This window comes from Bacteroides sp. 14(A) (genome assembly GCF_000526555.1).
In the GTDB taxonomy this organism is placed as follows: Bacteria; Bacteroidota; Bacteroidia; order Bacteroidales; family Bacteroidaceae; genus Bacteroides; species Bacteroides cellulosilyticus.
This window is the reverse complement of sequence record NZ_JAGH01000005.1, coordinates 348,455-372,846: the sequence shown is the minus strand read 5'-3', so window position 1 is coordinate 372,846 and position 24,392 is coordinate 348,455. Positions and strand designations below refer to the sequence as shown.

Here is a 24,392-nt window from a genome sequence, read left to right as displayed (position 1 = left end):
TTTTATAGAACATAAGTAACGGTATTTACGATAAAAAATTCCCGGCAAGTTTCCTCATCATTCCGGCTACCCGTTTTTCATGTTCTGAAGAACCTAATCTTTGAATCTCTCTCTCCAGATGCTTTCCAATGCGCTGCTTATCTTCTTGTGTCATGGCAGGCATGGACGCTTGCTGAACATTCTGACGTACTTTCCAGTCACTGACTCCCATACGTGCAGTCTGTTCATTCATCACGACCTCAGTTTCTTTACTGCCACCAGCAACAGTCTTCTCTACTACTACCACCGGCAACATCCAACGGGCATTTTTACATCCGCCAATCAACACATGTTCTATATGACTGGCCAATTGCTTTTGCCCAAGCAGATATTGCTTGGCACTCTCTATCAATCCGGCAGCCCGCTGCTTCACTGTGATAGCAGAAATACGTGCCTGTACATCCAACTGCTCTTTATGCCCAACTAATGCCATTGCCGACAGAGATGAGTCCGTATTGCGCAACTGTTCCTTGCGGCTGCTTTCCACAAAGCGGAAGCAAGGTTCCATCAACATGTGAATACGTTGCACCAACTCTCTGTCCAAATTCTCAAAAACAGCGGAGTAACGGGTAGTCAGAATATCATAGTCGTCTATCATCACCAACTTACGATTGGCAAGTTCATCAGACTGAGACTGTAATTCGGCAACTACGGCTTCCACATTCGAGCACTCTTCCATATTTTGCATATCCAGACTGGCAGTGATATATCCCAAAAAGCCTTTGGATATATGTTTACCGATTTGCTGAGTACTGGCTATCTTATGGGCAACTTCAGCTGCATTACATGCCACAACAGAGTTACGCAAGCTTTCAATGTGTTTACTGCAATCGTGTACGCTACTGTTATAAGGATTGTCGTCTATTTCCAGATAGATATCAATCGGCTCTTCCAGAACTACAGTCTTGGAAGCTGACTTATCACCTACGGTGAGTGTCACCGTTTCGCTCTTCCGGATCACATCATGTAAGATATGTCTTCGTCCTCCCATAATCAACCCTCCTTCACATTAAGCCAGGTTTCATTCCGGGCCATAAGTTTCTTCATGTTCTCCTTCACTCTTTCATTTAGATCGGAAGTTGCAATCAGTCGTTCCAGCTTTCCAGCCACCATCCGTTGCGATTCTATAGAAACATTTTCCCATCCAGAACCTTCAACCGTGCGTTCCATATTTTCCCGTATCTTCGTGCATGAGCGTTGTCCAATTAATTGTTCAAGTCCTGAAGGCAGTTTCGTTTCCACCACTTCTCCTCTATCTTCTTTTTTCACCAGCATGATAGCAGGCAAATAGCGAAGAACAGACTTGCCAACAAAGGAGTTCAGCTTTATTCTTTGCATTTTAGCGCTTTGCTGCTTGCATGTAGTGAGAAAATTAGTCATTTGTGCAATTAAAGCTTGCGCATTACGCTTAATATGGGCGGCGGCAATAGCTTGTGTAGTAGCCAGAGATTCCGTCTGATTAACCGGAACGGTACCAATCAGATTATTCAGACGGTTCAAAGTAATGGCAACATCCCACTCGCAGAATCGAATAACAGGTTTGTCCAACTCATGAACACGATTATGCAGAGCTACATCAAGTCCTCGGAATAACTTAGAATAACGCTCTGTCAGAATCACAAAGTCATCTCCCATTCTCTTTTTCAAATCAAGCAACGCCTCTTGTTGCTGTATCAATTCGGACGCATACGCATTTACCGAGCTTAACGCTGTGGCATTTTTCTGTTCTATCTGAGAAGTAACCAGAGAGAAAAAGCCTTTATTAAGCCGTTTGCACAGTTTGTTCGTAGCATCCCTTTCGGCAGCAATAACAGCCGCCTCCATAGCAACCACTGCTGTTGTGACCCCGGAGACCTTATTAGATACAGTATCTATTTTATTGGCCATGTCGCGGGTATCCACTGTAACATCATATTTTGCCATAATCTTTCATTTTCAAGTTTATGAATGCTATTTCTCTTTCTCCAGATCGTTAAAGTCATCCAAATCGTCCAGATCATCCAAGTCGTCCAAATCACTCAGATCGTCCAACTCGTCCGCTGTCTCCGATGCTTTAGGAGTCTCATGAACTTCCAGAGCCGTTGTTGTCTCTGTATTTTCCGGAACTTCCGGCTGTACAGGTTCCACAGCTTCAGCCACCGGAGCCATTCTAATAGTTTTTTCCGCTTCTTCCGCCACTTCGGGTTGTGCCGCCGGTTCATCCACGTTTACGGTTTCAGTCACTTTTGCGCTTTGAGGAGCATATCCCGAATAGTCCATAGCCTCGCTGTCATCCACTAATTCAGCATGATGATTGAACACAACATCCTGTCCTTGCTCAGCAATTTCATGCAATGAGTCGGTAGCTACCTGAGCTATATCCAAAGTCATATATTCTTCCACACAATCCTCAACAGCAGGAGCAGGCGGAATATTCGAAGCAAATGCATAAAAAGGATTGATGCCTGCCAAAGGACGGCGACGATCATCCAACAAAGCTACATTATCATTAGCATCCACGATTTCCTTTGCCATTTTATCGCGAAGACTGGCATCAAAGAATTCAATGAATCCATAAACTTTTGCCCGTTCATTAATATCACTCTGCAAAGCTTTCATATATTCCTTGAACTCTTCCTGAGTTTGTTTGAATGATTCAGACTGTTCGGCAAATTGCTGCAAATTACTTTCCAGCTTATCTCCTGCATTCTCCTCCAACTCCTGAGCATCTCCATCCATCATTTGTTGCAACATCCGTGCCTTCATACGATCCAGACGTTCAAAAGTGGATTGTGCAGCAAGGAATTTTGTCAAATTGCTACGCATAATATTAATCAAATCATCTCCGGAAGTCCGGTTACGCCCATAAAAGTCTTGAGTTTCCCGGTGCCATTGATTCAGATAATCACGCTTCTGATTATCAATGTCATTATAGATATCCAAACGGTTCAGTCGCGTTTCCGCTAACAGATTCTGTACGATAGGTGCTACGATTTCTTCTTGTATCTGGCTGATACCATAAGGCATTGTCGTACGGCTTCCGTCTTCTGCAACCCACGAATGATCCTTCATATCATAGCGCATTCGTGAACTTTCCTTCAATTGGAAAGGTGTGTAGTTCTCCACCGTATCGCGGAAGTTGAAATTCGTCTGGCGGATTTTCTCCAACTCATCCTTCTCCAACTTCGGTGAATAGTGATTATAAGAGGTTTTCAGAATGGTGAACAGCAATTGATTAGAACTTTCCACCAGCGAATTAGTGGATTTAACCTTCGCTGCCGCAATTGTCTGTACTGCATACCCCACGTTTGAAATCAAACGGCGTAATACATCTTCAAATTGCTCGCTCTGGTCAGACAATGAATGGCGCATTGCATTCAGCGAATTAAATTGCTCTATTTCTTTATCATACGCTGCCGTATCAAATACATTCAGCACAGGCGCTCCCGACGGATTGGCCGTACCATATTCATTCAAATAAGAAATAACCGGCGAATCGGGAGGAATGACAGGCATGCCTACAGAAACAGTATGCAAGTCCGACAAGAAGTAAGCACTGTCACGCAGATTACGATCCATACGTCCAAAGTAATCATAGAACTTCACTTTAGGTATAGATGTTGAATAATCCTCTGTAGAAACTTCTTCCACTCCCTTACTTTCTTCTACCAAAGGAGCCGTAGTGGAGAGTTCATCCAGTTCTCTCAATTTCTCGGAAAGTGCTCCCTGGTTATTAACTAATTGCAGTTCAAAGTTCTGTACTGAACTATTTCCGGTATGATCTATCACAAAGCTCTTATTCTCGAAAGGAACCTGACTGGCAACGGGGACATAAACCACCCCCATCTTTTCAATCTTATAGTCTCTGAAAATCTGCTGATGCTTGTTTTCCAGTTCTTTCAACTCCACTCCGACATCATCAATGGATTTACCGCTGGATTTAAACAGCTTGTAGTTTTTCATCCCCCAATAAAGACCGGCTACTGCAATAGCAATACTTAGCCACCCAATTACTGCTATCAATGCAAGACCGACAACAAGAATTCCAATTCCTACGTACATCTGCGTCTGGGCTTTTTTCTTACCCGTAGCATTCATAGTCAACGAATTCTTTAATTCTCCCATCTCCTTTTCTAATTCTTCTTCTTGCGACACTATTTTTTCTGCCGCATCTTTATAAAAATCAAAAAGGATTTTCGCTTGATCCTGATACAAATCTTGCGAAGAAGAAAAAACCTTTCCTTTCATAACCAGATATGTTTTTATAGTAAATAAATAAGAATTTAATTTCTAATTGTAACCTAGCTCCAACAGCTTACGCTCGGCCATTGAAAAGCCTTTCGCTTTAGCTTTCCGGTACCACATAACAGCTTCGAAGATATCAATATCAACGCCTTTTCCTGTTTCATACATGATACCCAGACAATATTGTGCTTCTGCATTTCCGGCATTGGCTAAAGATTTATAAATATCGAATGCTTTCTTGTAATCACCATTCTGCGTTGCTTCCCGAGCTGCTTCCAAAGAGTTAGTCTGAGCTTTTTTCTCTGTTTTCTCAGGTTCGGCCTGTTGTTGAGGTTCATTAACAGGAGTCTTTGCCTCCGGCTGGGCTTTAGGTTGAGGTTGTTCTTCAACTTTAGGCTGCTTTTGCTGCCCTACAGCCTTAACCGGAGTTTCCTCAGGAGTAGCAACAGGCGCCACAGTCGTGGTATCCTGCACCACAGTAATAGTGTCAGTAACCACAGCCGGAGGTGCAACAACTGGCTTAGGTTTGGATGCAAACACAAAATACAAACAGATCAAAACCAAGATCAGAAATATACAGCCACCTACTATATATAGAGATTTTCTGGATTTCTTTTGAATAGCAGGGGCTTCTTCTTTTCTTTCCGGATCCGGCTGCTTCACTTCAGGCTCTGGCGATTTTATTTCCGGTTGATTTGATTCAACAACAACCGGCTCACTTTGCTTCATTTCCGGTTCAGCCTGTACAACTTCCGGTTCAACCTGTTTTACATCTGCTTCTGCAAGTTCTAGTTTATCCTCAGTAGGTTCTGATTTTGCTTCAACAAGTTCCGGTTTTGCTTCAGTAGGTTCGGAAACAACTTCAGCAGGTTCACTCTCTGCCGATTCTATTTCCGGTTCTACTTGTTCGATCTCCGGTTCCGCTTGTTCTATTGCCGGTTCAACCAATTCATCCGCAATCTCAGTATTTTTCTCTTCTATCTCTTCAAGGACTTCTTCCGGTTTTTCCTCAATAGCCTCTACTTCCTCTGGTTGACCTTCCTCAATCAATGATATTTCCGCTGGAATATCCAGTAGAATAGTCTCTTGCCCTGACTTTCTATAAAATGCATCTAAAATACCCCGAATAATACTAAAGTAATAAACTTCCTCCTTAAACAGTGATGGAAAATTCAAATACAACTGTTCAGCCATCTTCCAATACAATTCTTTATCGGAAGTATTGTCACAAGTATCAAACAAATTATTCGCTTCTTTCAATAAAGGCAAGAAACGTAAATTGATTCGAAGCACTTTCAGTCTAAGTACATTCAGGAAATTCGCCTCACATAAATCAGCATATTCATTCAGGTACTTCACCAATTTAGGCACCTTTTCTGCATAAGGTTTTATTTGAATACGCAGCTTGTTGATAGCCTGTTGGCACACCTCACTATCTGCCTGAGGCTTCTTGAAGTTTTCAGCAAGTACAGCCAGCTCCGGAGCTATTTTCTTTAGAATAACATGTTCCACATTCTTCTGAAGGGTAGACCGCAAAAGTTGAAAGCGTTCTGCATCTTTCAAGTTTAAAACAAACTTCTGAGGGAACAGATCTTTCCTGATTGCCTCCAGCATAGCCACCAATGAAACATTATCCACCTCCAAAGCAGCAGCAATGCTTTCGCACTCTTTTAAAGTAAACTTTCCACTCTTTTCAATAATAACCCGACGGATTTTAGTTATCTCATCCAACAAATATGTTCTATTCATAATACCAAATTCATAAAAAGTCTCTAAAAATACATATTATTTTCACCAAAACAACTCTTTTCACGACTTTTTCACTCATATATGCCTATTTCTCACGGTTTTCCGTGACAAACTATATTTTACTTTGGAAAAATTAATAGAATCTGAGAGAACATTTATAAGATACCAAACGTTATATTAACAAAACCATAATTCAAGACAAATTATGAATACGTTATTAACATCTTTAATGCTTATAATTATGACTCACGAAATGCCGAAACTTCCGTATGCAAATAATGCATTGGAACCTGTAATCAGTCAGCAAACCATAGATTTTCACTATGGTAAACACTTACAGACATACGTAAATAACCTCAATAACCTGGTACCGGGTACAGAGTATGAAAACAAAGATCTAGTGACTATAGTAGCCACTGCACCGGATGGAGCAATTTTCAATAATGCCGGACAAGTATTAAATCATACCCTCTACTTCCTGCAATTTTCCCCGAAACCCGCTCAAAGCGAGCCTACAGGAAAATTAGCAGAAGCCATCAAACGCGACTTTGGAAGCTTTGACAACTTCAAGAAAGAATTCACAGCTGCCGCTGTAGGATTGTTCGGATCAGGTTGGGCTTGGTTATCAGTAGATAAAAATGGTAAATTACATATTACCAAAGAAGCCAATGGCAGTAACCCTGTACGTTCAGGATTTACCCCCTTGCTAGGCTTTGATGTTTGGGAACACTCCTACTATCTCGATTACCAAAATCGCCGTGCCGATCATGTAAATGCTCTTTGGGGTATCATTGATTGGAATGTAGTAGGCAGCCGGATGAAATAACAACAACATCATAAACTCTTTTTCAAAAAAACGCACCTGCGGGAATTATCAGTCCCAAAGGTGCGTTTTGCATATCCTATCTAACATATTTTAAAGAAAAACGTTGGCTACTGAAAGCTTTTATCATTAACTTTGCTAACATAAACGTTTATCAAAAGAAATGAAGCTCATTGTAGTCACAGCACCCACATTTTTTGTGGAAGAAGACAAGATTATCACGGCACTCTTTGAAGAGGGGTTGGATATTCTACATCTGCGAAAACCGGAAACACCTGCAATGTATTCCGAGCGACTCTTAACGTTGATACCAGAAAAATATCACAGGCGTATCGTCACTCATGAACACTTTTATCTAAAAGAAGAATTCGACCTCATGGGCATTCACTTAAATACGCGCAATCCGCATGAACCGCATGACTATTCAGGGCATGTCAGTTATACCTGCCATTCTGTAGAAGAAGTAAAAAGTAAAAAACATTTTTACGACTATGTATTCATGAGTCCCGTTTATGACTGCATATCCAAGGAAGGAATTCTTTCCGGCTACACACCCGAAGAATTGCGTGCGGCAGGAAAAGAAAGAATCATCGATACTAAAGTCATGGCTTTAGGTGGAATTACTCCCGACAATATTCTGGAAATAAAAGATTTTGGATTCGGAGGTGCGGTAGTACTCGGTGATTTATGGAACAAATTTAATGTCTGTACAGACCGGGATTATCTGGGCGTAATCCGCCACTTTAAGAAACTAAAAGAAATGGCGGACTGAAAAGTTAAAAAACATCTATATTAAAATTTCCCATATTCCCTATACTCTGCACTGGCAGGTAAAGTAAAGTAGAAAGTAGATCCCTCTCCTTTTTTCGACTCTACACCAATGCCACCACCATAGTGCTCTACAATGGATTTTGTGATGGAAAGACCTAAACCTGTACCACGAATATTATAGTTCATCTTTACAAAGCGCTCAAAAATAGCACGGCGGCTTTCTTCATCAATACCGCAACCTGTATCAGCTACGTAAAAGTAAAAACTATCATTACTCAGACGACGGTATCCAATTCTGACACTACCTTGTTCTGTAAACTTCAATGCATTCTTTACCAGATTATTAATCACCTGCGCAAAACGTACCCGATCAATCATTAAACGACATTGAGGCAGTTTCTCTACAAACTCGATCTGAATACCCGATGGTCTGGGATGTGCATTCTCCGCAGCACATATTTCCTGAATCAATGCATTTACATCCACATCTCCATCTTTATATTCCATTGTATTGGCCTCTATTTTCGAAAAATCCAATAAATCATTGATCATCTGAACCAGGAAGTTTTTATTATCATTAATTTCTTTCAGAAAAATCATCCGCTCTTCTCTACTTAAATTATCAGTTTCGGCAAGCACATTTGTAAATCCTACGATAGCATTGAGCGGCGTACGTATTTCATGCGTCATATTGGCAATAAAGGCATTCTTCAATTGATTGCTTTCCTCTGCCACTTCATTCAGTTGCTGCAATGTTTTCAAACGCTTGGTTTTATTGATGGACACAACAATCATAATAACCAGAAGCAATAAAATAATAACCCCAAAACAAAGCAGCAGTATTTCATTCTTCTGAAAAAAATCAGTAGCCCAAAGAGCATATAATGTAGAAAAATCCAGATTCATAAAGTTGGTGATTAAAATATTAGGTAATCAGACAGTTTAAGTGATGGCAAAGATAATAAAGAAAAAACAAATATTTGATTATTAGATACATGTTTTTCCAAAAAGATAGGCTGTAAACCTATTTAAAAAAGGTTTACAGCCTATAAATATAAGATTTTAGAGTATTTTACTTCAAATCTTCAATAGCCGCCTGAGCCGCTGCTAACCGTGCTATAGGCACTCTGAACGGAGAACAGCTCACATAATTCAAACCAACTTTATGGCAGAACTTCACAGAAGAAGGCTCACCACCATGTTCACCACAGATGCCGCACTTCAAATCCGGACGGATAGCCCGACCTTTTTCAGTAGCCATACGCACCAGCTGTCCCACACCGTTCTGGTCGAGAACCTGGAACGGGTCTACTTTCAAGATTTTCTTTTCCAGATAAACCGGGAGGAAGGAAGCAATATCGTCACGTGAATAACCGAATGTCATCTGTGTCAAGTCATTCGTACCGAATGAGAAGAACTCAGCAGAAGAAGCAATACGGTCGGCAGTCAAGGCAGCACGAGGTATTTCAATCATTGTACCCACCTTAAAGTCAATACTGTCACCCACTTCAGCGAAAAGTGCAGCAGCTTCTTCACGAATCACCTTTTCCTGTTCTTTAAACTCATACAAGATACCAGTCAGCGGAACCATGATTTCCGGATGTGTTTCCACGCCTTCCTTCTTCAGTTCCAAAGCAGCACCAAGAATGGCACGCGTCTGCATCTGAGTAATCTCAGGATATGTATTACCCAAACGACATCCACGGTGTCCCAACATCGGGTTATGTTCGCAAAGCGATTCTACACGTTGCTGGATATAGTGCAGGCTAACACCCATAGCATCCGCCATTTCCTGCTGACCTTTCAGATCGTGGGGAACGAACTCATGCAAAGGAGGATCAAGCAGACGAACTGTTACCGGACAACCTTCCATAGCCTGGAAGATCCCCTTAAAGTCAGCTTGCTGGTAGGGCAATATCTTAGCCAACGCTTTGCGACGTCCTTCTGCATCTTCCGCAAGAATCATCTCACGCATAGCCTTAATCTTTTCACCTTCAAAGAACATGTGTTCCGTGCGGCAAAGACCGATACCAATAGCACCAAAGTTACGAGCCACAGCAGCATCATGAGGAGTATCTGCATTGGTACGAACCTGGAGTTTCGTATACTTATCAGCTAGATCCATCAGTTCTGCGAAATCTCCTGAAAGTTCAGCAGCCTTCGTTTCTACCTGGCCTTTATAAACCACACCTGTACTACCATTCAATGAAATATAATCGCCTTCTTTCAGCAGAACACCATCTATTTCTACCGTACGAGCCTTATAGTCAATATTCAAAGCACCGGCCCCCGACACACAACACTTACCCATACCGCGGGCCACTACTGCTGCATGAGACGTCATACCACCACGGGCAGTAAGAATACCCTCTGCAACTGCCATACCGGCCAAGTCTTCGGGAGAAGTTTCGATACGTACCATTATAATACGCTTACCGGCAGCATGCCATTCTGCAGCATCATCTGCAAAGAACACAATTTGTCCAGTAGCAGCACCCGGAGATGCAGGAAGACCGCGAGTCAGAACTTTAGCTTGTTTCAAAGCAGTCTTATCAAATACAGGATGAAGCAATTCATCCAATTTATTGGGCTCACAGCGCATCAAAGCTGTTTTTTCATCAATCATGCCCTGATGCAGCAAATCCATTGCAATCTTTACCATAGCTGCACCGGTACGTTTACCATTACGCGTCTGAAGGAACCAAAGCTTACCTTCCTGAACGGTAAACTCCATATCCTGCATATCCTTATAGTGGTTTTCCAGTTTAGTTTGCAACATATCCAGCTCCTTGTAGATTTCCGGCATAGCCTCTTCCATGGACGGATATTTGGCTGCACGCTCTTCTTCGCTGACGCCTGCAAGTTCTGCCCAGCGTTGCGAACCGACCTTTGTAATTTGTTGCGGAGTACGGATACCTGCCACAACGTCTTCACCCTGTGCATTGATCAGGTATTCACCATTAAACAAGTCTTCACCCGTACCGGCATCGCGGCTGAAACAAACACCTGTAGCTGAAGTTTCGCCCATATTGCCGAATACCATTGCCTGTACGTTGACAGCTGTACCCCACTCATCGGGTATACTTTCCATCTTACGATACAGAATAGCACGTTCGTTCATCCAGGAGTTAAATACTGCGCAAACAGCACCCCACAACTGCTCATAAGCACAAGCCGGGAAATCTTTTCCGGTTTGCTCCTTCACGGCAGCTTTAAACTTCTTCACCAATTCTTTGAGGTCTTCCACTTCCAATTCGTTATCCAGCTTCACACCTTTCGCATGCTTCACTTCTTCAATGATAGCTTCGAACGGATCGATATCCTCCTTATTAGTCGGTTTCATACCCAATACCACGTCACCATACATCTGTACGAAACGACGGTAAGAGTCCCATGCAAAACGAGCATTGCCAGTTTTACGTGTCAATCCTTCTACCACTTCATCGTTCAAACCCAGATTAAGGATTGTGTCCATCATACCCGGCATGGAAGCGCGAGCACCGGAACGTACCGAAACCAGTAAGGGATTTTCTATATCACCGAACTTAGAAGACATCAATTCTTCCACTCTTGCTATGGCGCTTTCTACTTCGCCTTTCAACAGAGCAACCACTTTTTCCTGCCCCATCTCATTATATTCGGTACAAACCTCAGTCGTGATTGTAAAACCGGGAGGAACCGGAACCCCAATAAGGTTCATCTCGGCAAGGTTGGCGCCTTTACCCCCCAAAAGATTTTTCATGTCAGCCTTTCCTTCTGCCTGACCGTTACCAAAGGTATAAACTCTTTTCTTGTCCATAATATAAATTTAAGTTTCTCAATTGTGATTTTTTTCTGTTCGCAAATCTAAGTATATTTCGCATACTAGAAAACTTTTTGAGAAAAAACTTTCTATCAAAATGCAATTTCGACATTGCAATCTTTAATATTTCACTTCATAGAGAGAATTCCCGAAAAAATGTCTATTTTTGCAGAATAATTTATTAGACTGGTGTAAAAGTGGCAAGAAATAGAAAAGAGCTTCCTCTACTGGAGAAAGTGACAATAACGGATGTGGCTGCCGAAGGAAAAGCCATCGCAAAGGTTAATGATTTGGTTATTTTCGTACCTTATGTCGTTCCCGGAGATGTAGTAGACCTGCAAATTAAGAGAAAAAAGCATCATTATGCTGAAGCTGTAGCAGTGAAGTTCCACGAATATTCTCGTGAAAGAGCTGTCCCATTTTGCCAACATTATGGCGTATGTGGCGGTTGCAAATGGCAAGTTCTTCCCTATTCTGAGCAAATCAAGTACAAGCAAAAACAAGTAACGGACAACCTTACCCGCATCGGAAAAATCGAACTTCCGGAAATTTCTCCGATCCTCGGTTCCGAGAAAACACAATTCTACAGAAATAAACTGGAGTACACTTTTTCTAACAAACGTTGGTTGACGGAAGAAGAAATAAAACAGAATGTGGTATACGAACAGATGAATGCCGTAGGTTTCCATATCCCCAACGCTTTCGATAAAGTACTGGCTATAGAGAAGTGCTGGTTGCAAGATGACATATCCAACCGTATCCGCAATGCCGTACGTGATTATGCATACGAACACAATTATTCTTTCATCAACCTCCGCACACAGGAAGGCATGTTGCGTAACATGATCATCCGCACATCTACTACCGGAGAATTAATGGTTATCCTCATAGCTAAAATAGAAGAAGAGGTAGAAGAATTGAGATTATTCAAGCAACTCCTACAATATGTAGCAGATACATTCCCTGAAATCACCTCTCTCCTATACATTATTAATAATAAACGTAATGATACCATTACCGACCTGGATGTGTACACTTTCAAGGGGAAAGATCACATCTTCGAAGAGATGGAAGGATTACGCTTCAAAATAGGTCCTAAATCATTCTATCAAACAAACTCCGAACAAGCATACAATCTTTATAAGATAGCACGCAACTTCGCCGGACTGACCGGTAAAGAATTGGTTTACGACCTTTATACAGGCACAGGAACCATTGCCAACTTTGTTTCCAAACAAGCCCGCCAGGTTATTGGTATCGAATATGTACCCGAAGCTATCGAAGATGCAAAGGTAAATGCAGAAATCAACGGAATTAAGAATACATTATTCTTTGCCGGTGATATGAAAGACATGCTGACCCAGGATTTCATCAATCAATATGGGCGCCCGGATGTTATCATTACCGATCCTCCGCGTGCAGGAATGCATCAGGATGTGGTAGATGTTATCCTGTTTGCCGAACCGAAACGTATCGTATATGTAAGCTGCAATCCTGCCACACAGGCACGCGACCTGCAACTGCTCGACGTAAAATATAAAGTAAAAGCCATACAACCGGTAGATATGTTCCCCCACACCCACCACGTAGAAAACGTAGTGCTTCTGGAATTAAGAAATGAAGACTGAGAATTTTATCACTAATCACTAACCATTAATCACTATCAACGTGGCAAAAGGAAAAATAGTAGCGCGAGCCCGCACCCAATATACGGACTACACAGTAAACGAACCGATGGAACTTATGGAGTTTCTGGCAGCCAAGATGCCGGATGCCAGCCGTACCAAACTAAAATCATTGCTCAGCAAGCGAGTGGTATTCGTAGACAGTGTGATCACCACTCAATATAATTTCCCGTTAAAACCGGGTATGAAAGTACAAATCAGTCGTGATAAAGGCAAGAAAGAATTCCATAACAACCTGCTGAAGATTGTATATGAGGATGCATATATCATAGTGGTGGAAAAGATGCAAGGCCTGCTATCAGTCAGCAGTGAACGTCAGAAGGAACGTACAGCATACCATATTCTAAATGAATATGTTCAGCGCTCTAATGGACGTGGTAGCAACGTGTACATCGTTCATCGCCTCGATCGTGACACTTCCGGACTGATGATGTTTGCAAAGGATGAAAAAACGCAGCGCACATTGCGTGACAACTGGCATGAGATTGTAACCGACCGTCGCTATGTAGCCGTAGTCACAGGAGAAATGGAAAAGAATGCGGGTTGTGTCATATCCTGGCTTACAGATCGTACGCTTTATGTTTATTCCAGTCCAACAGATGACGGAGGGCAGAAAGCAATCACACACTATCGCACAATTAAGCGTGCCAATGGTTATTCCCTTGTAGAGTTGGATCTTGAGACCGGTCGTAAGAACCAAATTCGTGTGCACATGCAGGACTTAGGGCATCCTATTATTGGTGATGGCCGCTACGGAATAGAAGACGTAAACCCCATTGGACGCTTGGCGCTTCATGCCTTCAAGCTTTGTTTCTACCATCCGGTTACGGGAGAGTTGATGAAGTTTGAAACGCCTTATCCGAATGAATTCAAGAAGTTATTTTTGAAGAAATAATGAATAACACAAAAACAGGTCACTCTTTCGAAGTGACCTGTTTTATTTATATACTTTGGCAATTACTCCATCTCAAGTACAAAATCAAATCCCGGACTATCAGCTGACAAATGGAATGTACCCCTAAATCTGTTTCCAGTTACGAAAACATCATCCATATATGAAATACCTGCCCTACCATAATCTAATACAAGGTTATTGTTATATCCATCTTCCCACATCCATTGAAAACGGAAATGATCATACAGTTTTCCATCATATGAGTAATACTGATATTCTTCACCAAATCCATCACCTCCAAAAGTAAACGTGCTAAAAATCGGCTCCCCGTTTTCTGCATTCATGCCGACATCTCCTGTCCATGCACGTCCTATGATTACTGATTCTATACTATACTGATCATCATCCTCACAAGATGTCAGGCTCATAGTCAGTGCCCATGCAAATATAATATATAGATATTTTTTCATTTTATTCAGTTATTAATTAATTCTGCGTATAGCTGGCATCCGTCATCATTACAATCTTTCCATCCATTTTACCACTGAGGTAATGATCACGTACCCATACATTTTCGAAGTACTTAACTTTCCCATCATTAAAAGTCAGCCTCAAGGCTTCCTTACTTCCATCGGTCCAGCGCCAAGTAAATCCTCTGTCAATTATTACCTTTCCACCGGCATCGTACGTTGTTGTGACTTCCTGCCCTTGATTATCCTTGTAGAATCGAAGCTGATAAGTACAGGGTAAGCCCTCCTCCGTTTCATATTCATCTATCCAAGTCCTGTCGCATAGCTTCTTATCATCATTCTCCATTGTATAATATACATCATCTCCACAAGACGCCAATCCTATAACAAAAGCACATAGCAGTAATATTTTTCCAACATTCAAAGTTTTCATAATTCGTTTCGTTTAGTTAATACTTGCGGACAAAAATACGAAAAGATATTGAAATGTTTTAATATTTCGCCTGATATTTCTTGTAGAAGGTCAGAAACAGGATAAAACCTACCATAGCGAAAGGCACTCCAGCCAGTGCCGGATAACGGTATCCACCACTAATGGCTAATCCTCCCACATAGGCTCCAATAGCATTTCCGAGATTGAATGCTACCTGTACACAGGCTGCTCCCAGCATCTCTCCCCCTTTTGCCACACGGATTATCAGCACCTGTTCCGGACTGGAAACCGCAAACAGACCGGCCGTACACAGACACATCAACAATGCAGATAACCACGGATAAGGAGACAGGAAGAATATCAACAGCAATACAATACAGATCATAGCCTGCACAGTAGTCCCCACTTTCTCGGGAGTATAACGGTCGGAAAGCCGTCCGCTAACCAGATTACCTACCACCATACCAAAGCCCGCCAATACCATCAGCGCGGTAATGCTTTCCGCAGTAAATCCGGACACCTCCGTCAGCAACGGATTGATATAACTATACCAGCAGAAAACACCTCCGTTTCCTAAAGCCGTTGCACCCAAAATCAGCCAGGGAGCCGGTGTTTTCAGGAATCGGAATTGCCCCTTAAATCCAGTATCTTTCAACCCTTCCACATGAGGCACCCAACGCCAGATATAATAAAGTATAATCACACCCCAGCAACCCACCAATAAGAAAGTGACACGCCAGGAAATGGAATTACTCAAAGAAGTACCCAGTGGAACTCCGAACAGATTGGCTATGGTCATCCCCGCTATCATTATCGATACAGCCTCGGAACCTTTTCCTTTATCAGCCAACTTTTCCGCCACAATAGAGGCCACTCCGAAATATGCACCATGAGGAAGTCCGGAGATAAAGCGTGCCAGCAATAACACCCAGTAGTTAGGTGCCAGTGCCGCACAGGTATTTCCTACCATCATCAAAGTAACCAATGCCAATAAGATATGTTTTAATGGATGCTTACGAGCTAAGATCAATACAGGTGCACCTACACAAACTCCCAAAGCGTATGCGGAAATAAAATGTCCCGCAACAGGAATACTGATACCTAAATCTTTAGCCACATCGGGCAAGATGCCCATCATGACAAATTCGGCAATCCCTAATCCCAAGGTGCCGAATGCTAATGCGATAAGACTCTTCTTCATACCTATTTTACCTACAAAAAACTAATCTTTTACCGGGGCGCAAAGGTAGTTTTTTTTTTATTTCAATGATAAACTATTTAAGTCTCCATTTTGTTTTTATAGATAAACAGAATATAAAGATGAAAACAATTATTATAAGTATTTTTATGGCAATGATGGCAATAGCTGCTCAGGCACAGCAAAAGAGTTTCTACGACTTTACAGTCAAGACCATTGATGGAGAAGATATATCACTTTCCACCTTTAAGGGCAAAAAAGTACTGGTAGTTAATGTCGCTTCCAAATGTGGATTTACTCCGCAATACGCTAAGCTCGAAGAGTTATATGAGAAGTATGGAAAGGATAATTTTGTAATAATCGGCTTTCCTGCTAATAATTTCCTAAGTCAGGAGCCGGGCAGTAATGAAGAAATCAAAGAATTTTGTACATTGAATTATGGAGTAACCTTTCCTATGATGGCTAAAATCTCTGTAAAGGGAAAAGACATTGCTCCTTTGTATAAATGGTTAACCCAGAAGAGCGAAAATGGTGTGCAAGACGCAAAAGTCGGTTGGAATTTCCATAAATTCCTGATTGATGAAAACGGGAAATGGGTAGCTTCCTATGGTTCAAGTACCAATCCATTATCGGAGGAAATAGTGAAATGGATTGAAAAGTAGCTTTCCAGTCTACTAAAAAAAATAGCCGGGAGTACATTTGTTTTGCACTCCCGGCTTATTTTAAACAGCCCTTATACTTGCGTCATTGCCTGTACTCCAATTACACCTGCAATGGCAGTAACTACGGCAATAATCACTTTTAATATCATATTCCAACTCGTTTTCTTCATAAAGATCTTCTTTAGCTTTAATTATTAGTTTTCGTTAACCGAGAGGGTTCTCATCCAGTCCTCCGTCGCCCGAGTCACCTCCCGAACCACTATCCGAACCACCTCCCGTAGGAACATTCGATAGGCCCTTCAGATAATCGTCCAAGCTGACCAGATCCAACTTTTCACCGGCACGGGTAGCAGTCTTGGTTATCTTCAACTCCTTATTGGCTTGAAAGCAGATACGGACACTATCCACGCTCTTGGCTGTAATATCCTCCGCCTTATCCGATCCTTTCGACTTGGCAGCCAGCATAAATACGCCCAACCCGGCAATATTCACCGTCTTACCTTCCAGCAACTGTTCTTTCAATTTCTCTACAAAATTCTGTACTACACTTCTGATATCACCGATAGACAGCGATGAACGATCCTGCATCTTTTGGGCAATAAATGCCAGATTCACACTTTGTCCTAAAGTTACTAATTGCGGGAAATACTTTTTGGGAGAATTCTCAACCCGAGGGTCAGACGGTCTCTCCACCGTTCTAAAAATTACACTCATTCTACTTTTTCATTTAGAGATTTAAATTCCGTTTTTAATTCACTCGTTTCGTTGATCAACGATGCAAAGGTGAGGATTAAATCTCTAATAAAAGAAGGAAAAGGGGCAGTGAGAGCAGTTTTTCTGAGAAAAGTTATAAGTAACAATGAATCAGATCATAAATCAAACACCGACCACTATATATTCATCAATATTCCGCGTCTTCTTACTGAAGTTCACCCCTATTTTCACCAACTGTTTATTATCCAGCTGATAAGGAATCAGATAACCTTTGCCATCAATCTACTTCAAGGCTTCTTCAGCTGTGCCATTCAGTTTGAACTCAAATATATAAACAGCATCTTGCGTCTTCACCACAGCATCAGCACGACCATGAGAACTACGGACTTCCGTCTCCACAAATTGCCCAATCAAGGTGAATACTATATAAAAGATAGCCTGATAATGACGTTCGGTATCGTCACTCAAATCGTAAGGAATACCGGTAAAGAAAACTTTCAGACGTTTCATAAACTCATCCACTTCTCCCGTACGAAGTTCACGCATGAACTTAGCAATATGAAAACCGGTCTCATCATCTGAGACTTTGGTATAATATGGTACTAAAAAATTCAGGAAACCATAACGAACTTCATCATTAGGGAACTTCAACGTATAAAGTTCCACCTCACTATCATAATCCTTTATTGTGAGATATCCACTCTGATAAATCATAGGGAGCGGATTGTTGACTTCTGCGCGATATTCCGAAAAAGCGGGGAAGGTCGTTTCAATACCGTCTATCAATAAGCGAAGATCATAATCACTTTGCTTTAACAAATCTACCAGATAGGTAGGGGTACCCGTTTGGAACCAATAATTGCCCAACTTCAACTTCTGGAATGCATTCAGTATGCTGAAAGGATTGAATAATCCTACTCTGGTATCCTCACAGAAATGATAGCCGTCATATTGCCTCTCCATACGAGATAAAAGCTCGTGGAACGAGCATCCAAGGAAATGACTTAACTTCTCTATCTCAGGAGTAAAAGTAGCCACTAATTCTTCTTTAGTAATACCACACAGTGTATTGTAAGCATAATCTATACTAATATCATTCAGCTGATTCAGATCACTGAACACACTTACCTGGGCAAACTTTGTAACGCCTGCTAGAAATACGAAACGAAGATAACGGTCGGCACTCTTCAATACACCATAAAAAGATTTAAGAATACATCGATATTCTTCCAATAAGCCATCATCTAAAAGAGCCTGTAGCAAAGGTTTATCATATTCATCGATCAGAACAACCACTTGCTTACCAGTTTGCTCATAGGCACGGCGAATAATACCTATAAAACGATCAGAAAGTGTCACCTCACGTTCTTCCCGTCCCCAAACATCTTCCCACAGATTCAGATGTCGGGCAAGCATAGATTCCAAGCGAGAAGCAGAATCATACTTCTCTGCATTCAAGTCCAAATGCAACACTGGATATTCGATCCACTCTTTCTCCAACTTTTCAATAGCGAGCCCTTCGAACAACTCCTTACGACCTTGAAAATACGCTTCAAAAGTAGATATAAGCAAACTCTTGCCAAAACGGCGGGGACGACTCAAAAAATAAGGCTTCCCGGCATGAACTATCTGATAGATCATATCTGTCTTGTCTACATACAAAAAACTTCCCTTACGGATATCTTCAAATGTTTGTATCCCTATCGGCAAATTACGAAGCTGTTCCATCATACTCTATATTAATCTTTATCTAATAAGATCCTCGCTAAGACATTCACATACGATTACAATAGTTTAATTACTCACTTTTGTTTCCATTACTATATCTCTGACTAAGGCAAAGATATAAACTTCCGTTTGATAACCAAAACGAGACTTCAATTATTCACAGGACTGCTAACATTTCGAATATACACCATCAGCTACAATACTTGGTTTCTAAAGAAAAAATCCCTGAAACTCACTTTTATTATGAGCTTCAGGGATTCTCCATATATAGACCACTTACATTAAATCTCAAATAACAAGCCTATCATCCTTTACAACATACCTTTAATTGCTATACAATATAAGCCACATCTTCATCCGTCACCCAACAACTTCCTTATCCTGTCCTACAAAATGTTTCAGTTCATCTTCGAAAGCATTCACATTGGGACCCAAAGGAACAACCCAGTTAGTATCGGGAGCACCCAAAACCTGAACAGGAATTATCTTCTTTCGGGTATCCTTGTACCATTTTACAAACGGGTTATAAGGAACTTTATTGGAAATACAGAATTTCTCAATCGAAACACCAGAGGGGAGGCATTCCAATTTATAGCGCAAAAAAAAGACGCTCAAAATCATTGTAACTATACATAAACTTTGCTTTTGATTTAACGAAAGCAAAGGTCGGTCTTTTATATCCATATACGTCATTTTTGGACGCTAACGGAAAAAAACTAGTACATACAATGGATTACCTCTTAGCCCCCCTCAAATACCCTTCATTTAATATCTCTACTTCATTTTCTCCTATAATAATAACTCCCCACTTTTTTTTATATTCTATTTTTTGATCCTGGTTCATAACAAATGCGTCAAAAGGAGCTATATTACTATGATCCGGTATAGAAATTATCCAATATATACGATAACGTCCGGAATCTATGATCTTCATCTCATCTTTAAAGAAAAGATGGGTATCTTCCAATTGTTTTAATGCATTATTAGTATTTATTGCTACATTTTTCTTCAAACAATATTTTAACTCCAGCAGAAATAGCCACCCTTTATTTTTCGCTTTGGAAGAGACGCACATGCATTCACACTGTTTTACGACTTTGCCATCCTTGTTTCTCAAAGCCGCCTTATTTTCTTCAAAGTTTATAGCGTCAAAAAAAACGCCATGTTTATTTTTCAAATAAAAGGCTTCAATCAAATCAGGCTTGACATCGGATATAGTTACACCCATAAATGGTGTATTATGTGTCTTTGAGTATTCAGTATAGTCAACTATGTATAAGTCAGAACTAAAGTTATTTATGTGTGAAAATAAACTATTCATCTTCCTCACAATAATTAAGCATATTATTAAAATCGCTCATAATTCCTTGCATAATTCTATTAAAATAGTTGGCTCGAATCAGCCCATCTTTGTCTTGAATCGTACCATTCACACTGTGAATATCCGCTCGCATCATTCCATTTTCAATTTCCCATACAGCAACTTCTTTAGAATCCAATACGACTTCTTTACAGTCAAGCTCCTGATACTCCTCTTTCGACATTTTATTCTTCACAGCATAAGCCATTAAACAATTATTCAATGCATATAGAATATAAGGACTATGAGTAGTAATAACTAAACGATGATTTCTTCCATGATTAATAGCAGTAAGTAAGTAAAATAAAAGATCACGTTGCGCTTCTGGAAATAAGTTTTGTTCAGGCTCTTCAATTATGAACTGCGTATGAGTATACACCTTTCCTTTTATAAAACCTGCCAGACGTCTTTTCAATTCTTCCAATTCATCCGAAGTTCGGTTATTACCAGTCTGCAATCCTTCTAACAATTGGGTAATCTTCTCACTTTCAGCATAAGAGTAAGGTTTTTCCTCTTCATATATCCCTTTTGAGAGCCAATCTATTAGTAGTAACAAAGGGACAATTGACTGTAACCCGCTAGACGCAGTACGCAAAGTTAATTTCTTACCATTTTCCATTTGCAACACGTCTGTATCACCATCTCCTAAATAATATTCTATTCCCATATTCAAGACCTTCATCTTGTGGTCAACCGGATATTTGCGTTTAGCATCATACCAATTTTTTATAAAATCCAAAAGATTATCATTATCTTCTGCATAATTGCGCAAATTAGGAACTACAGAAACAAAATTACGTTCCGCAGGAATATAAATAACTTTAGGATTTATTTTCTTATCAAGAGATAGAAAGAAATACTCTTTCTCAATATAATGTTCCGTATAATATTCATCATATAACACCGGGATTTCTTCTTTTTCTTTCCAATTATAAACATATGTCAAATTTTCACCGGCATAATATATCAACGAGTCTTCATTAAAATAAGAACCGGACAATTTGTGATACGACTGCAAACGCTTATAAGCATCTTTCCATGCCATCTTCTCTTCAAATGCATTTGTCTTTTCCATCCAAGTGCAGAAACTTATAATCTTCGCCAATGTACTTTTACCACAACTTTGTGGTCCCATGAATACATTTACTTTTTTAAGCTCTATATCCACACTCTTGATAGGCCCTATATTTTTTACAATCAACCGACTCATACTATCACATTCATATTTATCTCTTGCAAAGAAACAAATTCCACTCCAAATATCCTAAAATCCATCTTTCTATTTTAAAAAGAAAACCCCGAAACTTTCAGTTATTGAAGTTTCGGGGTTCAAAGTGCTTTTGAAAAAAATCATCTCTTATAGCACTTTTTTATTTGCTCTACAATATAAGCCACATCTTCATCCGTCACCCAAGGACCAGCAGGAATGCATAAACCCATATTAAACAAACGCTCAGAAACACCATTCACATAACAAGGATTAGTTGCATAGACAGGCTGCAAATGCATAGGTTTCCACAAGGGACGAGTCTCAATTCCCCGCTCATCCAGTTTACACCGGACCTCATCATAATTAGTACCGGTCTTCACTGGATCTATCAGAATAGTAGACAGCCAGTAATTAGCGTTGAAGCGACCATCAGGATTAGATTTCAACGTTATACCATCCACACCTTCAAAAGCATTCTCGTAAAGAGCATGTACATGGCGGTGATGCGCAATATGCTCATCCAATACAGTCATCTGACCACGACCGATACCCGCACAAATATTGCTCATACGATAATTGTAACCGATCTTTTCATGCTGGTAATGAGGGAAAGGTTCACGAGCCTGCGTAGCATAAAACATCGTCTGCTTCTTGGTGCTTTCATCAGGAACGATCAAAGCCCCGCCACCCGAAGTAGTGATCATCTTATTACCGTTAAAAGACAACACGCCAAAGGTACCGAAAGTACCGCACTTCCGGCCATTAAACTCAGAACCTAAAGCTTCCGCAGCATCCTCCAGCACAGGGATTTCATATTTAGCGGCTATCGCGCAAATCTCATCAATCCTGGCAGGCATACCGTAAAGATGAACAGGAAGAATAGCTTTCGGTTTCTTACCCGTCTTCAAGATTCTGTCTTTGATGGCTTCTTCCAGCAAAACAGGGTCCATATTCCAGGTATCCTCCTCACTGTCGACAAACACAGGTTTAGCTCCCTGGTAAGCTACAGGATTGGCTGACGCGCAGAACGTAAACGACTGGCAGATAACCTCGTCACCGGCTCCTACACCAAGTTGGATTAATCCCAGATGGATGGCTGCCGTACCCGCAGATAAAGCAACAACTTCCTTATCCTGTCCTACAAAATGTTTCAATTCATCTTCGAAAGCATTCACGTTGGGGCCCAAAGGAACAACCCAGTTAGTATCGAAAGCTTCCTTTATAAAAGCCTGCTCCTTGCCGCTCATGTGAGCAAGGCAAAGATAAATTCTCTTGTCCATTGAAGTATTTGATTAAAAAACGATAATATAGAAAAGTAAGAGTATAAAAAGAAAGGCTATTTACGCCATAGATAATAAGGCACAAATAACCATTTTATGATACTACAAATCTTTTCCAAATATTGTATAAATAATGATTTTAATGTCATTCCAGAAAGACCAGTGATCCAAATATTCTATATTAATTCTCACTTTGTCGGGAAACAGTACCTCATCATTGTATTTTTGAGGATCTTCCTGTTGTGCTAATAATTCTTCTTCATTTCGGTATTTCAAACTCGCTAGCCCGGTAATTCCCGGTTTCAGCAGCAGCATTCTTCTATCGTTGCCCTTCAGCTTATCCGCATATCCCGGAATATCCGGACGGGGACCGACAAAACTCATGTCACCTATCAGCACATTCCATAATTCGGGTAATTCATCTAATTTATATTTCCGCAATTTCGCCCCCAAAGGAGTGATGCGGCTCTCTCCTTTCACAGAAACAGAACTACCGGAATGGCTGACGATCATAGAACGGAATTTGTACATGGTAAACAGCTTACCATGTTGTCCAACCCTTTTCTGCTTGAAGATAACAGGACCACCTGACATCTTGATACGAATCAAGAGAGCTACAACCAATAGAACAGGAGACAAAAAGATAAGACCGAAGAAGGAACCTCCACGATCGAAAAGAGATTTTAATAACATAATAAAAAAATCATCAATACTTATTTCTTCGCATTGCTTCCATATTCAAAATAGCTTTTACAGATTGAACAGAAATCAGCTTACGAAAGGGGAATAATATATTTATAGCAATTTTCATCCACCATTGGTAAACTATCTGCAGTTGACAATAAGCTTTTCTAAAATGGAATTTATCTATCAAAAAAGACTGAATATTAGAGTGTTCCGTAATACTTCGAGCGCCATCACTTACATACTTAAAACCCAGTTCTTGTAAATAATAGCAATTCATTTCATAGATAAGCCCATAATAAGGATAAGTGGAATTTCTCAAATAAGAAGGGTCAGCCTTCATGGTATTATACTCACAACAATCCTTATGAAGCGTATTAATGGCTAACGCTACCGCCTTATGGGTTTCCTTTGTATATACACACCAAAAATCAACATTGCCTGCTTTTTCACTTTGCTGTATTCTAGTTTCAAAAGCATCCATAGTTATCCGAGTAGCCTTCACTTTATAGTTTTCTACCGCTACTTGAAAAATAGGAAAACCTACCCGAAGCATCTCATTTGCCGATACACGACACACATCGTATGTCTTCAACGATTTCTTCACTTGATTTCTCATTTTTGAAGACAGCTCTTCCATTCCTCCAAAAGAATCCTTTATGACA

General features: G+C 40.6%; 21 protein-coding genes and 2 pseudogenes. 5 read left to right on the top strand and 18 right to left on the bottom strand.

Annotation, left to right across the window (positions count from 1 at the left end; all coding sequences use genetic code 11):
• Positions 1 to 25 precede the first annotated feature (25 nt).
• The 4 genes from K429_RS0124330 to K429_RS0124315 are packed head-to-tail and all read right to left on the bottom strand — an operon-like array spanning position 26 to position 6,012.
• Entirely contained in the window at positions 26 to 1,030 is a 1,005-nt protein-coding gene (locus K429_RS0124330) for a hypothetical protein (protein ID WP_029328410.1), read from the bottom strand.
• A gap of 2 nt (positions 1,031 to 1,032) precedes the next feature.
• Entirely contained in the window at positions 1,033 to 1,962 is a 930-nt protein-coding gene (locus K429_RS0124325; protein ID WP_022208320.1) for a hypothetical protein, read from the bottom strand.
• Between the two features lie 27 nt (positions 1,963 to 1,989).
• Positions 1,990 to 4,266, bottom strand: coding sequence for a hypothetical protein (locus K429_RS0124320; protein ID WP_029328409.1), 2,277 nt, complete (start codon positions 4,264 to 4,266; stop codon positions 1,990 to 1,992).
• A gap of 42 nt (positions 4,267 to 4,308) precedes the next feature.
• Entirely contained in the window at positions 4,309 to 6,012 is a 1,704-nt protein-coding gene (locus K429_RS0124315) for a tetratricopeptide repeat protein (RefSeq protein WP_029328408.1), read from the bottom strand.
• 205 nt (positions 6,013 to 6,217) lie between these two features.
• On the opposite strand from K429_RS0124315, the gene K429_RS0124310 reads away from it, so the two are divergent.
• On the top strand, positions 6,218 to 6,838 hold the full coding sequence (locus tag K429_RS0124310) for a superoxide dismutase (RefSeq protein ID WP_074435178.1): 621 nt from the start codon (positions 6,218 to 6,220) through the stop codon (positions 6,836 to 6,838).
• A 160-nt stretch (positions 6,839 to 6,998) separates the two neighbouring features.
• A complete protein-coding gene (locus tag K429_RS0124305; RefSeq protein ID WP_007213801.1) occupies positions 6,999 to 7,607 on the top strand; it encodes a thiamine phosphate synthase in 609 nt (202 codons plus the stop codon).
• A 20-nt stretch (positions 7,608 to 7,627) separates the two neighbouring features.
• Here the strand turns inward: K429_RS0124305 and K429_RS0124300 are convergent, their stop codons facing one another.
• Both K429_RS0124300 and ppdK read right to left on the bottom strand, forming a co-directional pair.
• On the bottom strand, positions 7,628 to 8,512 hold the full coding sequence (locus tag K429_RS0124300) for a sensor histidine kinase KdpD (protein WP_007218054.1): 885 nt from the start codon (positions 8,510 to 8,512) through the stop codon (positions 7,628 to 7,630).
• A gap of 166 nt (positions 8,513 to 8,678) precedes the next feature.
• On the bottom strand, positions 8,679 to 11,405 hold the full coding sequence (gene ppdK / locus K429_RS0124295) for a pyruvate, phosphate dikinase (RefSeq protein WP_029328406.1): 2,727 nt from the start codon (positions 11,403 to 11,405) through the stop codon (positions 8,679 to 8,681).
• A gap of 200 nt (positions 11,406 to 11,605) precedes the next feature.
• Here ppdK and rlmD point away from each other — a divergent pair, with 200 nt between their 5' ends.
• Together rlmD and K429_RS0124285 are read left to right on the top strand one after the other, a co-directional pair.
• Entirely contained in the window at positions 11,606 to 13,036 is a 1,431-nt protein-coding gene (rlmD, locus tag K429_RS0124290) for a 23S rRNA (uracil(1939)-C(5))-methyltransferase RlmD (RefSeq protein WP_029328405.1), read from the top strand.
• Between the two features lie 40 nt (positions 13,037 to 13,076).
• Positions 13,077 to 13,988 carry an RluA family pseudouridine synthase gene (locus tag K429_RS0124285; protein WP_007213797.1) on the top strand — a complete coding sequence of 304 codons (912 nt, stop codon included), beginning with the start codon at positions 13,077 to 13,079 and terminating at the stop codon, positions 13,986 to 13,988.
• 62 nt (positions 13,989 to 14,050) lie between these two features.
• On the opposite strand, the gene K429_RS0124280 is transcribed toward K429_RS0124285, so the two are convergent.
• From K429_RS0124280 to araJ, 3 genes are read right to left on the bottom strand one after another with little or no spacing between them, the layout of a single operon-like run.
• Positions 14,051 to 14,458, bottom strand: a complete 408-nt coding sequence (locus K429_RS0124280; protein WP_007213796.1) for a hypothetical protein — start codon at positions 14,456 to 14,458, stop codon at positions 14,051 to 14,053.
• Between the two features lie 16 nt (positions 14,459 to 14,474).
• Complete coding sequence (locus tag K429_RS0124275) at positions 14,475 to 14,891, bottom strand: hypothetical protein (RefSeq protein WP_029328403.1); 417 nt, start codon at positions 14,889 to 14,891, stop codon at positions 14,475 to 14,477.
• A 58-nt stretch (positions 14,892 to 14,949) separates the two neighbouring features.
• Complete coding sequence (gene araJ, locus K429_RS0124270; protein ID WP_029328402.1) at positions 14,950 to 16,092, bottom strand: MFS transporter AraJ; 1,143 nt, start codon at positions 16,090 to 16,092, stop codon at positions 14,950 to 14,952.
• A gap of 119 nt (positions 16,093 to 16,211) precedes the next feature.
• Between araJ and K429_RS0124265 the strand changes: the two genes are divergently transcribed.
• Positions 16,212 to 16,751, top strand: a complete 540-nt coding sequence (locus tag K429_RS0124265; protein ID WP_007218048.1) for a glutathione peroxidase — start codon at positions 16,212 to 16,214, stop codon at positions 16,749 to 16,751.
• 71 nt (positions 16,752 to 16,822) lie between these two features.
• Here K429_RS0124265 and K429_RS30480 read toward each other — a convergent pair whose 3' ends face one another.
• The 9 genes and pseudogenes from K429_RS30480 to K429_RS0124220 all read right to left on the bottom strand — a co-directional run bounded on the left by K429_RS30480 (position 16,823) and on the right by K429_RS0124220 (position 24,367).
• Positions 16,823 to 16,921 (bottom strand): smalltalk protein, encoded by a 99-nt coding sequence (locus K429_RS30480; protein WP_149950450.1) that lies wholly within the window; start codon positions 16,919 to 16,921, stop codon positions 16,823 to 16,825.
• Positions 16,922 to 16,955: 34 nt separating this feature from the next.
• A complete protein-coding gene (locus K429_RS0124255) occupies positions 16,956 to 17,465 on the bottom strand; it encodes an HU family DNA-binding protein (protein ID WP_007218046.1) in 510 nt (169 codons plus the stop codon).
• A 162-nt stretch (positions 17,466 to 17,627) separates the two neighbouring features.
• Positions 17,628 to 19,193 (bottom strand): annotated as a pseudogene (locus tag K429_RS29130) (ATP-binding protein).
• Positions 19,194 to 19,643: 450 nt separating this feature from the next.
• Positions 19,644 to 19,827, bottom strand: a pseudogene (locus tag K429_RS31345) (hypothetical protein); the annotation flags it as partial.
• 99 nt (positions 19,828 to 19,926) lie between these two features.
• On the bottom strand, positions 19,927 to 20,421 hold the full coding sequence (locus tag K429_RS0124240; protein ID WP_155923475.1) for a hypothetical protein: 495 nt from the start codon (positions 20,419 to 20,421) through the stop codon (positions 19,927 to 19,929).
• A gap of 85 nt (positions 20,422 to 20,506) precedes the next feature.
• On the bottom strand, positions 20,507 to 21,763 hold the full coding sequence (locus K429_RS0124235) for an AAA family ATPase (RefSeq protein ID WP_029328399.1): 1,257 nt from the start codon (positions 21,761 to 21,763) through the stop codon (positions 20,507 to 20,509).
• Positions 21,764 to 21,903: 140 nt separating this feature from the next.
• On the bottom strand, positions 21,904 to 23,043 hold the full coding sequence (locus K429_RS0124230; protein WP_029328398.1) for a DegT/DnrJ/EryC1/StrS aminotransferase family protein: 1,140 nt from the start codon (positions 23,041 to 23,043) through the stop codon (positions 21,904 to 21,906).
• A 102-nt stretch (positions 23,044 to 23,145) separates the two neighbouring features.
• Positions 23,146 to 23,736, bottom strand: coding sequence for a sugar transferase (locus tag K429_RS0124225; RefSeq protein ID WP_029328397.1), 591 nt, complete (start codon positions 23,734 to 23,736; stop codon positions 23,146 to 23,148).
• Positions 23,737 to 23,749: 13 nt separating this feature from the next.
• Positions 23,750 to 24,367, bottom strand: a complete 618-nt coding sequence (locus tag K429_RS0124220) for a hypothetical protein (RefSeq protein WP_118437671.1) — start codon at positions 24,365 to 24,367, stop codon at positions 23,750 to 23,752.
• Between the last annotated feature and the right edge of the window lie 25 nt (positions 24,368 to 24,392).